Below are 13,026 nucleotides of genomic sequence, written 5' to 3' on the forward strand. Positions count from 1 at the left end.
AGCTGATCAGCTACCGGCCTTGTCCTCGTCCGGCAGCGGTGCACCGGTCGGTTCGACATCCGTCGGGTTCTCGTCGCCGGGGCCGTCGTCGGGCCCGGCGGCGGAGGCGCCGTCGGTGCCGCGCTTGACCGAGTCCAACAACAGCTGGGCCACGTCGAGGATCTCGACGTTCTCCGACGCGCTCTTTTCGTTCTGCCGCGAGGTCAACCCGTCGTTGAGCATCACCTTGCAGAACGGGCAACCCGTCGCGATCTTCGACGGCGCGGTGCCGAGCGCCTCGTCGACACGCTCGACGTTGATCCGCTTGCCGATCCGCTCTTCCATCCACATGCGGGCGCCACCGGCACCGCAGCACATCGAACGGTCGCCGTGCCTGGGCATTTCGCGGAAGTTGGCGCCGGACGCCTCCACCAGGTCCCGCGGCGGCGTGTAGACCTTGTTGTGCCTGCCCAGGAAGCACGGGTCGTGGTAGGTCACGTCCTCGGCCACCGGGGCGACCGGGGTGAGACGCTTCTCCCGCACCAGCTTGTTCAGCAGCTGGGTGTGGTGCACGACCTCGTAGTCCCCGCCGAGCTCGGCGTACTCGTTGGCGAGGCTGTTGAAGCAGTGCGCGCAGGTCGCGACGATCTTGCGCTTGCCGGGTTCGCGCCCCTCGAACACCGAGTTGAGCACCTCGACGTTCTGCTGGGCCAGCATCTGGAAGATGAACTCGTTGCCCGCGCGGCGTGCCGGGTCACCGGTGCAGGACTCCTCCGGGCCGAGCACCGTGTACTTCACGCCCGCCATGTGCAGCAGTTCGGCGACGGCCCGGGTGGTCTTCTTCGCGCGGTCCTCGAAGGCGCCCGCGCAGCCGACCCAGAACAGGTACTCGGTGTCGTCGTCGAGCTCGCCGTCGAAGACCGGAACCTCGAAGTCGAGTTCCTCGGTCCAGGCGAGCCGGTCCTTGGCGTTCTGGCCCCAGGGGTTGCCCTTGTTCTCCAGGTTCTTGAACATCCCGCCGAGTTCGGTCGGGAAGTTCGACTCGATGAGCACTTGGTAGCGCCGCATGTCGACGATGTGGTCGACGTGCTCGATGTCGACCGGGCACTGCTCGACGCAGGCACCGCAGTTGGTGCAGGCCCACAGCACGTCCGGGTCGATGACCCCGAGCTCGTCGGGGCCGCCGACGAGCGGGCGCTCGGATTCGGCGAGGGCGAGCGCGTCGATCTTGGCCATGCGCTCGTCGGCGTCATCGCCTGTGATGCCGACCTCGTCGCCGGCCATGTCCTTGCTACCACCGGCCATCAGGTACGGGGCCTTGGCGTACGCGTGGTCCCGCATCGACGTGACCAACAGCTTCGGCGACAGCGGCTTGGCGGTGTTCCACGCGGGGCACTGGTCCTGGCACCGGCCGCACTCGGTGCAGGTGGTGAAGTCCAGCAAGCCCTTCCAGCTGAAGTCCTCGACCTTGCCGACGCCGAAGACGTCCTCGTCGGGATCGGCCTCTTCGAGGTCCAACGGCTTGCCGCCGCTCATCATCGGCTTCAGACCGCCGAGCGCGACGCCGCCGTCGTCCTCGCGCTTGAAGTAGATGTTGAAGAAGGCGCTGAACCGGTGCCAGGCCACACCCATGGTCATGGTGCGCGCCACGACGATCAACCAGACGGTCGCGCTCATCAGCTTGATGAACGCGAACACCGAAACCAGGTTGGGGCTCGCGGGCAGCAGCTCACCCAGCGGGTTCGACGCGAACGCCGCCCAGGTCGGAACGGGGTGCACGCCGAGCGCGGCCTTGCCCGCGCGGACGCCGATGATCCCGATGCCCTCGACCAGGACCACGAGCTCGACGAAGTAGGCCCAGCGGAAGTTGGAGCCCGCGAAACGGGACACCCGGCCGGCCCGGCGCGGGTGGTTTCGCTGGCGGATCACCATCAGCACGAGGATGCCGACGATCGTTCCCACGCCGAGGATTTCCATCAGCAGGTGGAAGACCGAGAGCTCGTCCAGGATCGGCCAGCCCCAAGTGGGGACGAACACCTCGCCGTACGCCTCGAACAGTGCCAGCGACCCGAGGATGAACCCCCACATCACCAGCCAGTGCCACAGCCCGACGCTGCGGTACTTGTTCATCCGCGTGTGGGCCGCGAACTCCTTGATCAGGGTCTTCATCCGTGGCAGGAAGGGCCCGTTGCGAGTGTTGTCGGGCTGCCCGAGTTGAATTGTGCGCACGAAGCGGACGATCGTCGCGGCGAACATCCACCACGCGACGATGCCCAGCGCGACCGAGATCCCGCCGAGGGTGATCTGTACAGCGCCCATGATCGGGTGCCTTTCCTCCGGGTTTTGGTGACAGCAGGAGCGTACGCCCTGTTACCCGCCAGTAACCTACCGGGCTTCGCTCCTGGTGGGAACAGTCGGTGATTCTGCGAGACTCGCGAGTGAAAAACTAGTCGGTCGATCGTCCAGTTTTGCCGGTGCTATCCGGAACCAGGCCCCGAGCGAGGTCGGCGGGAAGCACGGCCGCAGGCGCGAACGGGCGTGTTCGCCCTGCTGGGAGCACGGAATCCGCACGTCGCGCATCGCTTCGGCGGCGGGAGGCGACGGCAGGCGGGAGCCGTCTGCAGGCCGCTGGTCGCGCGAATGCGACATTCGCCACTATCCCACGGCATTCGGTGCTCCGGCTGAGCGGGTACACCATCTCCCGGAATCCCGGTATCGTCGTTTCATCGCAGGTCGGTGCCGTGCGGTCCGGGATTCCGGCGCCCTCCGGTCGCATGAAGGGGGCTGTGATGGCCAGTTCGGAGAACCCGTCGATGCGAGCTGCCGACGCGGACCGGGAGGCGGTCGCCGAGCGGCTCCGGGACGCGCTGGGCGAGGGGCGCATCACGCTGACGGAGTACGACGAGCGGCTGCAGCGCGCCTACGCGGCCGTCACGCTCGCCGACCTCGCCGTGTTGACGACGGACCTGCCCGCGCCCGCACCCGCACCGACTGCCGGACAGGGTGGTTCGGCGGAGGTGCGCAAGTCCGAGGCCCGCGCGGTGGCCAAGAAGTGGCGGGAGTGGTCCAGCGCGGCCTTCGTGCTGGTGGCTATCTGGTTGTTGACCTCGATCGCCGCCGGTGGGCCGCTCTTCTTCTGGCCGATCCTGCCCCTGGGGATCTGGGCGATGGTCCTCGCCGCCGAATCGATCTTCGGCGACGAGCCCGGCGATTCATAGCGTAGACTCCTAAAACTGGGACATTCGTCCAGTTTTATTGGGGAGTGTGCGTGGTGTCCTACATGTTGCTCGCGGTGGCGATCCTCTCCGAGGTGATCGGCACCGTTTCGCTCAAGCTCGCGGACGGCTTCACCAAACCGCTGCCCTCCGTCCTGGTGGTCCTCGGTTACGCGGCCGCGTTCGCCGCGCTGGCCGCCGTGCTCAAGGCCGGGATCCCGGTCGGAGTCGCCTACGCCATCTGGTCCGGCGCGGGCGTCGCCCTGGTGGCCCTGATCGGCGCCGCCTTCCTCGAGGAGAGCATCACCCCGGTGCAGATGGGCGGCCTGGCACTGATCGTGACCGGGGTCGTCACCCTCGAGCTGGGAGCGGCCCATTGACATCAGTACCGGTCGACGGGCGCCGCGCCAAGGGAGAGCGGCGGCGGCGCGCGATCGTCGAAGCGACCCTGCGGGTCGTCGAACGCGACGGAGTGGCCGCGGTCAGCCACCGCGGCATCGCGCGAGAGGCCGGCGTGCCCACGGCGTCGATCGCCTACTACTTCGACGGCATCGACGACCTGCTGGTGGCGTCTCTGCTGGACACCGTCGAGTCGATGATCGGCCAGATCGGGAGCCTCCGCGCGGAGATCGCCGACGGCGTTCCTCCGGAACGGGCGCTCGCCGGAAGGCTGGCCGCGATGGTTCGCGAGTTCCGGGATCGAACCCTGGCCGAATACGAGCTCTACCTGCTCGCGGCGCGTCGGCCCGCGCTGCGGTCCACCGCACGCCGCTGGATCGAGGTCACCGCCGCCGAGCTCGACCCGGACGGTGAACTCGACCCGGGCAGGAGCCGGGCGTTGTTCGCCGCGCTGGACGGGCTGCTCATCCAGGGGTTGATCGCCGACGAGCCACCGCCCGCGGAGGATTTCGAACCGGCCCTGCGCGTCCTGCTGCAGCCGTCCGGGCCCCCGTCGTGACGTTCCCGGGGGCGTGCCTCAGGGGCGCTCTCGGGGTCGAATCGGGGAGATTCACCCTCCGTGCGGAGGCCCGGAGGCGTAATTTGGGGGCTGCTGGAACAGGGGGACGTACATGGTGCGGACAGGACTCGCGGTCGGTGGTGCGACCTTGCTGCTGATCGGTGGCAGCGTGCTCGCATGGGGGCCGTTCGGCCAGTCACCGGAAGTGCACGCGACCGAACTCAGCGGCATCCGGTCGGTCGAGGTGACCAGTGGTAGCGGGGACGTGCAGGTGCGGCACGTGCCGAACGCGCCCGCCCGGGTGGAGGAGCGGTCGAACAGCTGGTTCGGCCGGGACGCCGGCACGCAATACGCGGTCAACGGAGACGAGCTGCTGCTGGACACCTCGTGCGGGTGGAGCTGCTCGGTCGACTACGTCGTCACGCTGCCCGTGCCGGTACCCGTCGACGGCGAGCTCGGATCCGGTGATCTGGAGGTCTTCGGGATGTCGGCCGTGGACACCGACGTCGGTTCGGGCGACGTGACCGTCCGGGATGTCGCGGGGACGGTCCGGGCGCACACCGGATCCGGCGAGATCGAACTCGCCCGGGTCGGCGGTTCGCTCGACGTGCGGACCAACAGCGGCGAGATCGAGGGCACCGACGTCGGTGGGCGGGACGTGCAGGCGCGCACCGGCTCCGGGGGCATCGAACTCGACCTGCTCGATTCCCGCTCGTTGCGAGCGGAGACCGGCAGCGGGGAGATCACCCTGGGCGTGCCCGCAGAGGTCTACCGGGTCGATTCGGACACCGGCAGTGGGGAAACCGAGGTCGAAGTCCGGCAGGATCCGAATGCCGAGCGACAGCTGACGCTGTCCACCGGTAGCGGAAACATCCTGGTCGAACCGGGAACCTGACCCGCCCGGCCGCCCCTTCGCCGGCGGCCCGTTCAACGGCCGCCCGTACCGGTCATCCGTTCGCCTGCCGCTCGGTCGTCTTCCGAGGCGTCGGCGGCTGCTGTCCCGCTGTAACTCGGGCGGTTGGCCCGCGGCCCGCGGGGAACCGCGCGCGGGTTGCCGGCGCGTCGGCTCGGGCGGCCTCGGCCCGACTCCGTCACGGCCCCCGACCCCACAGCTGCTCGCCCAGCGGGTTCGCTGCGGGGTGCTCGGAGGGCCCGTGGTGCGCGTGCGAGGGTTCGACGGGAACAAACATCGCTGCTCGGGCGTTGTGTGGGCAGGAAGCTTGAGTGGCTCCGGCTCAACCCTGGCTTGACGGCCGGTAGGGGTGGTCGGTAAAACTTGAGTCGGAAAGGCTCAGGGTCGTTGTGGTCCTGAGCGCATAGGCAATGAGCAGGAGGAACCATCCATGGCGCGAGCGGTCGGTATCGACCTGGGGACGACCAACTCCGTCGTTTCCGTCCTTGAGGGCGGTGAGTCGACGGTTATCGCCAACTCTGAGGGCTCGCGGACCACGCCGTCCGTCGTCGCCTTCGCGAAGAACGGCGAGATCCTCACCGGTCAGCCTGCGAAGAACCAGGCGGTCACCAACGTTGACCGCACCATCCGCTCGGTCAAGCGCCACATGGGTACCGAGTGGAACACCGAGGTCGACGAGAAGAACTACACGCCGCAGGAGATCAGCGCCCGCGTGCTGATGAAGCTGAAGCGTGACGCCGAGGCGTACCTGGGCGAGGACGTCACCGACGCGGTGATCACCGTCCCGGCCTACTTCGAGGACGCCCAGCGACAGGCCACCAAGGAAGCCGGTCAGATCGCCGGTCTCGACGTGCTGCGCATCGTCAACGAGCCGACGGCGGCGGCGCTGGCCTACGGCCTGGAGAAGGGCGAGAAGGAACAGACCATCCTGGTCTTCGACCTCGGTGGCGGTACGTTCGACGTGTCGCTGCTGGAGATCGGCGAGGGTGTTGTCGAGGTCCGCGCCACCAGTGGTGACAACCGCCTCGGCGGTGACGACTGGGACGAGCGCATCGTCGAGTGGCTCGTCGACAAGTTCAAGAGCGCCAACGGCATCGACCTGACCAAGGACAAGATGGCGCTGCAGCGGATCAAGGAAGCCGCTGAGAAGGCCAAGATCGAGCTGTCCAGCTCCTCCACGGCCAACATCAACCTGCCGTACATCACGGTGGACGGCGACAAGAACCCGCTGTTCCTCGACGAGACGCTGTCCCGCGCCGAGTTCCAGCGGATCACCTCCGACCTGTTGGAGCGCACCCGCAAGCCGTTCGAGTCCGTCGTCCGCGACGCGGGCATCAACGTCGCCGACATCGACCACGTGGTGCTCGTCGGTGGCTCCACCCGGATGCCGGCCGTCGGTGACCTGGTCAAGGAGCTGACCGGCGGCAAGGAGCCCAACAAGGGCGTTAACCCGGACGAGGTCGTCGCGGTCGGCGCGGCCCTGCAGGCCGGTGTGCTGCGTGGCGAGGTCAAGGACGTCCTGCTGCTCGACGTCACGCCGCTGTCCCTGGGCATCGAGACCAAGGGCGGCATCATGACGAAGCTGATCGAGCGGAACACCACGATCCCGACCAAGCGCTCGGAGACCTTCACGACGGCCGATGACAACCAGCCGTCGGTGCAGATCCAGGTGTTCCAGGGTGAGCGCGAGATCGCCGCGCACAACAAGAAGCTCGGCATGTTCGAGCTGACCGGGTTGCCGCCCGCGCCGCGCGGCGTGCCGCAGATCGAGGTGTCGTTCGACATCGACGCCAACGGCATCGTGCACGTCAACGCCAAGGACCTGGGCACCGGCAAGGAACAGTCGATGACGATCACCGGTGGCTCCGCGCTGCCGCAGGAAGACATCGACCAGATGGTCAAGGACGCCGAGGCCCACGCGGAAGAGGACAAGCAGCGCCGCGAGGACGCCGAGGCCCGCAACCAGGCCGAGACGCTGGTGTACCAGACCGAGAAGGTGCTCACCGACAACGACGAGCAGCTGCCCGCCGAGACCAAGGACAAGGTGCGGGTCGCGATCGACGAGGTCAACGAGACCCTCAAGGGCGAGGACGTCGCGGCGATCAAGGCCGCCGTCGAGAAGCTCGCCACCGAGTCCCAGGCCCTCGGCCAGGCCCTCTACGCCGACGCCGGGGCGAACGCGGCCGGTGCTGGTGAGGCAGGCGACGCCACCGCGGGTGACGCCGACGCGGGTGCCAAGGGATCCGCGGACGAGGAAGTCGTGGACGCCGAGGTCGTTGACGACGAGGACGAGAAGAAGAAGTGACTTCCGACAAGGCGAACCAGCGCGGGGAAAGCGACCCGCAGGACGCGGGAGAACAGGAGCCGGTGATCGTCCGGGATCGGCGTCGCATAGACCCGCAGACCGGCGAACTCCGGACTTCGCCCGAGAATGGTGGTGAGTCGGTGGCGGAGAGCATTTCCGGCACGTTGGATGACGAACTGGCCCAGGCTGCTGGAGCCGAGGGTGTCGAGGCCGGGTCCGAGGACTCGGCCCCGGCCGCCGATGCGGACACGGCCACGCGGGTTGACGAGGTCACGGCGGACCTGAAGCGGGTCACCGCCGAGTACGCCAACTACCGCAAGCGCGTCGAGCGCGACCGTGAAGCCGTGATCGAGTCGGCGAAGGCGTCCGTGGCCGGCGAGTTGTTGACGGTTCTCGACGATCTGGAACGTGCCGAGAGCCACGGGGACCTGACCGGAGCCTTCAAGTCGGTGGCGGACAAGCTCACCGCCGCGTTGACCACGGCGGGTCTGGAAGCCTTCGGCGAAGAGGGCGACGAGTTCGATCCTTCGGTGCACGAGGCGGTGCAGCACAGCACTTCCTCCGAGGTGTCGGGTCCGACGGTGACCACGGTCCTGCGCCGTGGCTACCGCTTCGGTGAGCGGGTGCTGCGGCCGGCGATGGTCGCGGTTACCGACTACGAGCCGGACGAGGAATCGACGCAGGAGAACTGATCGGGGACGGGTGGTCCGGGCGCGGTCCGGGCCACCCGGACCTGCATGAACCGAAAGGTTCGTGCGGACGGTGCGGGCCGCTACGGCTCGGTGCGGTCCCACCGCGAGATCGCGAACCGAGTGGTCCGTCCTCTCGTCGGTGGCGGTGAGCGGCACGCGAGGTCGGCGTCCGAGAATGTCGCCGCGTGCCGATCGGCCCACCGCGAGAAACCGGCTCCGTCTTGAAAACAGGCCCATCGTGGGCAATGACTCCGAAGGAGGGGCGTCCGGTGAGTGCCAGGGAATGGCTCGACAAGGATTTTTACGCCGAGCTGGGCGTCTCGTCCGATGCTTCGGCCGACGAGATCAAGAAGGCTTATCGGAAGCTGGCACGGGAGAACCACCCCGACGCCAACCCCGGAAACGACAAGGCCGAAGCCAAGTTCAAGGCTGTCTCCGAGGCCTATGGGGTGCTCTCCGACTCGGAGAAGCGCAAGCAGTACGACGAGGCCAGGAGCCTGTTCGGTAGCGGCTTCGGCAGCGGTCAGGGACAGGGCGGCTTCGGTCGATACGGCGGTGGCGCCGGCGCGGGGGCCGGTGGCTTCGACCTGGGTGACATCTTCGGCGGTGCCCAGGGTGGTGGCGGTGGCGGTATCGGTGACCTCTTCGGCGGGCTGTTCAACAACCGCCGCGGTGGTGGCACGACGGCCGCGCCGAACCAGCCGCGGCGAGGCGCCGACGTCGAAACCGAGGTCCGCATCGACTTCAGTGAAGCGGTGCGCGGTGTGACGGTGCCGTTACGGGTGTCCAGTCCCGCGACCTGCTCGACGTGTCGAGGTTCCGGCGCGAAGCCGGGTACCCGTCCGCGTACCTGCTCGACCTGCATGGGCGCCGGACTCGTGACGCGCAACCAGGGCGCTTTCGCGTTCAGCGAGCCGTGCCCGGACTGCCGGGGCAAGGGCCAGATCATCGACAGCCCCTGCGTGGAGTGCCGTGGCGAGGGTGTGAGCACCCAGGCGCGGTCGATGAGCATTCGTGTCCCGCAGGGAGTATCGGACGGTCAGCGGATCAGGCTGGCCGGTCGGGGCGAACCCGGTAGGAACGGCGCCGGGAACGGCGATCTCTACGTGTTGGTGCACGTGAGCCCGCACCGGGTTTTCGGACGTTCCGGTGACGACCTGACGATCACGGTGCCGGTGACCTTCCCCGAATTGACCTTGGGTACTACGTTGACGGTGCCGACCCTGGACGGGAAGGTCTCGTTGAAGGTGCAGCCGGGCACCAGCAGCGGGCGCACGCTGCGAGTGCGCGGTAGGGGCGTGCAGCGCAAGAGCGGCAGCAACGGTGACCTGCTCGTCACCCTGCAAGTCGCGATTCCGTCCAATTTGGACGGCAAGGCTGCCGAGGCGCTTCGCGCGTACTCCGAGGCGACCGCCGATCACAACCCGCGTGCGGACTTGGATGAGCTGCTCGGGAGGTAGCCATGACCAGCAGTCAGCACTTCGCGCGGTTCGACGTGACGATCGGATTTCCGCCTGGGGCCAATGAGGACAGTCCGGTGTTCGTGATCTCCGTTGCCGCCGAACTGTCGGGTCTGCACGCGCAAACCCTGCGCAGCTACGACCGGCTCGGCCTGGTATCCCCCGGCCGTACCCCGGCGGGCGGTCGGCGCTATTCGGCCCGGGACATCGCCCTGCTCCGCGAGGTCCAGCGCCTGTCCCAGGAGGAAGGCGTCAACCTGGCCGGAATCAAGCGGATCATCGAGTTGGAGAACGAGGTCGACGCATTGCGCGACCAGGTCCAGGGCTTGATGGAGGAACTGGCCGCCGCGCACGCGGCCGCGGAGCAAGCCGCCGCCCAGGTACACGCCACCTACCGGCGCGACCTGGTGCCGGTGCGGCAGGAAACGGCGCTGGTGGTCTGGCGGCCCGGTTCACGGCGGAGGTGAACGCCGGTACCTCCGCCTACGGTCTGCTGCCTTGAGCGCGCTGGTCAGTCCATGGCGAACGGGTCGTAGTGGATCTGGTCCAGCGGAACACCGGCGACCAGCAGCCGCGAAACGGTGGCGCGGAGCATCTGCGGTGACCCGGCCACGAGCACGTCCCGCTTCTCCCAGCCTTCGGTGCGGGCGACCACGTCGGCGAGCGTGCCCTGCTCGGCGTTCGTCGCGCTCGGGTCGTCTTCGAGTACCGGGGTCACCGAGAACCACGGGTTGCTCATCATCACCCGCTGCAGGTTCTCCAGATCGTAGAGGTCCTCGCGGGTCCGGCCACCGTAGTACAGGTGCACATTGGGGTTGTTCCCGTACTGCGCCAGTTCTTCGATGATCGAGCGCATGGGGGCGAGTCCGGTACCACCCGCGATCATGAGGACATCCCGGTCGCTGCCCCGGTCGACGCTCAGTCGGCCCATCGGTGCGCCGATTCGCCACTGGTCGCCCAGCCGGGCGTGGCCGACCAGCGCGCGGCTGACCCATCCGCCCTCGACCGCCCGGATGTGGAATTCGAGCGTGCCGTCTTCGCTCGGGGCGTTCGCGGGTGTGAGGTAGCGCCACAACCTCGGGCGCTGCGGCGCTTCCACGCTGACGTACTGGCCCGCCTGGTATGGGACGGGGTGATCGGGTCGGAGGCGGATGACCGCGACGTCCCAGCTCAACCGCTCGTGGTGCACGAGCTCGGCGTTGTACCAGGCGGGACCTTCGTCGGCGGCGGCTGCTTCGGTCATGGCGGAGGCCATCACCGTGTACGCCTCGGCCCACGCGCGTTCCACTTCTTCGGTCCAGTGGCTGCCCGCGTGTTTCTTGATGGAGGCCAGCAGCGCGGTCCCGACGGCTTCGTAGTGGTCGGTGACGACGCCGAACTTGCGGTGGTCCCTGCCGAGCTGGTGCAGGAACGGCAGCAGCTCGTCGGGCCGGTCGACCATCTGGATGACGTGCACCAGGGCCCGTAGCAGCCTGCTGCGCTGCACCTCCATGTTGACCGCGAAGAGCTCGCGGGTTTGGGGGGAGAGGCTGAACAGCATGCCGTAGAAGAACCTGGCGACCTCGTCGGACTGGGGTTCGACCACTGCCCAGCTATCGCGGATGAGCTGGACCATCTGGCTTACACCAGGGGGCGTTTCGGGGCGCGGGGGCGGCTCTGGATTCAGTACGGCGTTGGCTGTCATAGCTCGGGCGCAGTCTTCTCCACGTTGGGCGGGTACACCGGATCCGATGCACCGTTGCTGGCAAGCGTTCCCCCGACGGGGTGGACCTTAACGTTTCTCCAGCGATCTGTATTGCTTGATGGCACGTTTGAGTGTTCTTCGCTGTCTCGTGCTCGGCGACTCGTCGGCCGGGCCGCGAGCGTGACGTGCCCTCGACTCCGTATGTCGCGTGAATGCCGTTCGCGTTAGCCTAACGGTCTTGGAAGATCGCGTGAGCAGCAGTTTCGTGTGGATCACTCCATCCGGGGTTGTTCGTCCGGAGCATGGGCATGGCACTGTGTCGCTGTGACCCCCGATCACTTACGCCACACCGGCACCGCCGCCCCCGAATGGCTCGACCTGGAGATGTCCGAACCAGCCGCTTCCGAAGTCGAGCAGAGCGACCTCGACCCCTCGGGCGCGGTGACCGACCCCACCGCTTCCGGCCGGGAGACCCGCTTGCCCGGGTCCTCCGGCGAGCACCTGCTGCAGTACGCGTACGGCAGCGAGAAGCGCGCGAACCGGTTCTACGACGACCAGGTCCTCGACCACCTCAACCCGCGGATGCGGGAGTTCGTCGCCCGGATGGACATGCTGTTCGTGGCCACCGCCGACGCGGGCGGCGACTGCGACTCCAGCCTGCGCGCCGGCCCGCCCGGTTTCATCGAGATCCTGGACGACCGGCACGTGGCCTACCCCGAGTACCGGGGCAACGGCGTGATGGCCAGCCTCGGAAACATCAGCGAGAACCCGCACGTCGGGATGCTCATGGTCGACTTCGTCACGGACCTCATCGGGCTGCACATCAACGGCAGGGCACGCATCGTCGAGGAGGGCGACCTGCGCGCCGTCCACCCGAGCCTGCCCACCGAGTTCAACCGTGGTCGCATTCCCGAGCGATGGGTGGTCGTGCAGGTCGAGGAGGCATACATTCACTGCCGCAAGCACATTCCCCGGTTGGCGCCGGTCCTGCGGGAGCGGAGCTGGGGTACCGACGACACCGGCCGCAAAGGCGGCGACTACTTCGCGGCCAAGGGAACGCCGCGACCGTGGCACCAGGAAGCCGAGCAGGTCGGTTCCGGCTCGCGCTGACCCACCCGGCACACTGTCCCCCGCGCGTTCGAGCTCGGGAGGGCAGGAATCGTGAGCGATGAGGAGACCCGGGGGGCACAACCCGATGCGGGTGGTGAACCCGGTAGCGGAAGCTGGCGTTCCGCCGCCGATTCGGTGGAACGCGAGTTGTCGATGATGTTCCGGCGTGCGCGGATGCTGTCGACGACAGCCGCCGCCCGCGTGCACGAGGGACTGGATTCGGCGTCCTACAGCCTGCTGCTGATGGTCGACGACGCCGGGTCGATGCGCGGCATGGACGTGGCGGATCGGACCGGCCTGGACAAGTCGACGGTGAGCAGGCAGATCGCGACCCTCGTCGACCTGGACCTGCTGGAGCGGGTGCCGGACCCGGACGACGGGCGCGCGCGGCAGGTCCAGCTCTCCGCGTCCGGCAAGGAGCGGTTGGAGCGCGCCCGGCGGGAGCGCCGCGAGTACATGCAGGACGAGTTCCTGAACTGGAGCACCGAGGATCTGGCGGAGCTCGCCAGGCTGCTGGACAAGTTCAACCGCAGTTTCTGAGCCGAGGCGACCGCGATTTCCGGAGTGCCCGCCGAAGGCATCGCTCGTCGCTCGTCCTGAGTCGGCGCGCCGACAGTCGGCGCCCCGGCCGGATCGTGCCGCATGGTGTGACGTGTTCGACTCCGATGCAAGTTGCGTGCTGCAACCAATTAATCCTATAGTTGTCGTCG

Annotated in this window: 12 protein-coding genes; 10 read left to right on the forward strand and 2 right to left on the reverse strand. The window is 67.9% G+C overall.

Features of this window, described 5'->3' with window-relative positions; genetic code table 11:
* Positions 1-6: 6 nt before the first annotated feature.
* Positions 7-2,298, reverse strand: coding sequence for a (Fe-S)-binding protein (locus ACYVAN_RS11255; protein WP_460958520.1), 2,292 nt, complete (start codon positions 2,296-2,298; stop codon positions 7-9).
* 470 nt (positions 2,299-2,768) lie between these two features.
* On the opposite strand from ACYVAN_RS11255, the gene ACYVAN_RS11260 reads away from it, so the two are divergent.
* The 8 genes from ACYVAN_RS11260 (at position 2,769) to ACYVAN_RS11295 (ending at position 9,989) form a co-directional block, all read left to right on the forward strand.
* Complete coding sequence (locus ACYVAN_RS11260) at positions 2,769-3,197, forward strand: DUF1707 SHOCT-like domain-containing protein (protein ID WP_460958522.1); 429 nt, start codon at positions 2,769-2,771, stop codon at positions 3,195-3,197.
* A 50-nt stretch (positions 3,198-3,247) separates the two neighbouring features.
* The gene (locus ACYVAN_RS11265) at positions 3,248-3,574 is read left to right on the forward strand and encodes a DMT family transporter (protein ID WP_460958524.1); all 327 of its coding nucleotides are present in this window, start codon (positions 3,248-3,250) and stop codon (positions 3,572-3,574) included.
* Positions 3,571-4,152 (forward strand): TetR/AcrR family transcriptional regulator, encoded by a 582-nt coding sequence (locus ACYVAN_RS11270; protein WP_460958526.1) that lies wholly within the window; start codon positions 3,571-3,573, stop codon positions 4,150-4,152. The genes ACYVAN_RS11265 and ACYVAN_RS11270 overlap by 4 nt, the downstream gene beginning before the upstream one ends.
* 112 nt (positions 4,153-4,264) lie before the next feature.
* Positions 4,265-5,047 (forward strand): DUF4097 family beta strand repeat-containing protein, encoded by a 783-nt coding sequence (locus ACYVAN_RS11275; RefSeq protein ID WP_460958528.1) that lies wholly within the window; start codon positions 4,265-4,267, stop codon positions 5,045-5,047.
* Between the two features lie 448 nt (positions 5,048-5,495).
* On the forward strand, positions 5,496-7,370 hold the full coding sequence (dnaK, locus tag ACYVAN_RS11280) for a molecular chaperone DnaK (protein WP_460958530.1): 1,875 nt from the start codon (positions 5,496-5,498) through the stop codon (positions 7,368-7,370).
* A complete protein-coding gene (grpE, locus tag ACYVAN_RS11285; protein ID WP_460958532.1) occupies positions 7,367-8,062 on the forward strand; it encodes a nucleotide exchange factor GrpE in 696 nt (231 codons plus the stop codon). The genes dnaK and grpE overlap by 4 nt, the downstream gene beginning before the upstream one ends.
* Before the next feature lie 269 nt (positions 8,063-8,331).
* On the forward strand, positions 8,332-9,522 hold the full coding sequence (gene dnaJ, locus ACYVAN_RS11290; RefSeq protein WP_460958534.1) for a molecular chaperone DnaJ: 1,191 nt from the start codon (positions 8,332-8,334) through the stop codon (positions 9,520-9,522).
* Between the two features lie 2 nt (positions 9,523-9,524).
* Entirely contained in the window at positions 9,525-9,989 is a 465-nt protein-coding gene (locus ACYVAN_RS11295) for a heat shock protein transcriptional repressor HspR (RefSeq protein WP_460958536.1), read from the forward strand.
* Positions 9,990-10,033: 44 nt separating this feature from the next.
* On the opposite strand, the gene ACYVAN_RS11300 is transcribed toward ACYVAN_RS11295, so the two are convergent.
* Positions 10,034-11,137 carry an FAD-binding oxidoreductase gene (locus ACYVAN_RS11300; RefSeq protein WP_460958538.1) on the reverse strand — a complete coding sequence of 368 codons (1,104 nt, stop codon included), beginning with the start codon at positions 11,135-11,137 and terminating at the stop codon, positions 10,034-10,036.
* A 393-nt stretch (positions 11,138-11,530) separates the two neighbouring features.
* Between ACYVAN_RS11300 and ACYVAN_RS11305 the strand changes: the two genes are divergently transcribed.
* Entirely contained in the window at positions 11,531-12,316 is a 786-nt protein-coding gene (locus ACYVAN_RS11305) for a pyridoxamine 5'-phosphate oxidase family protein (protein ID WP_460958540.1), read from the forward strand.
* A 51-nt stretch (positions 12,317-12,367) separates the two neighbouring features.
* Complete coding sequence (locus ACYVAN_RS11310; RefSeq protein WP_460958542.1) at positions 12,368-12,856, forward strand: MarR family winged helix-turn-helix transcriptional regulator; 489 nt, start codon at positions 12,368-12,370, stop codon at positions 12,854-12,856.
* Positions 12,857-13,026 lie beyond the last annotated feature (170 nt).

This window comes from Parasphingorhabdus pacifica, assembly GCF_054779195.1.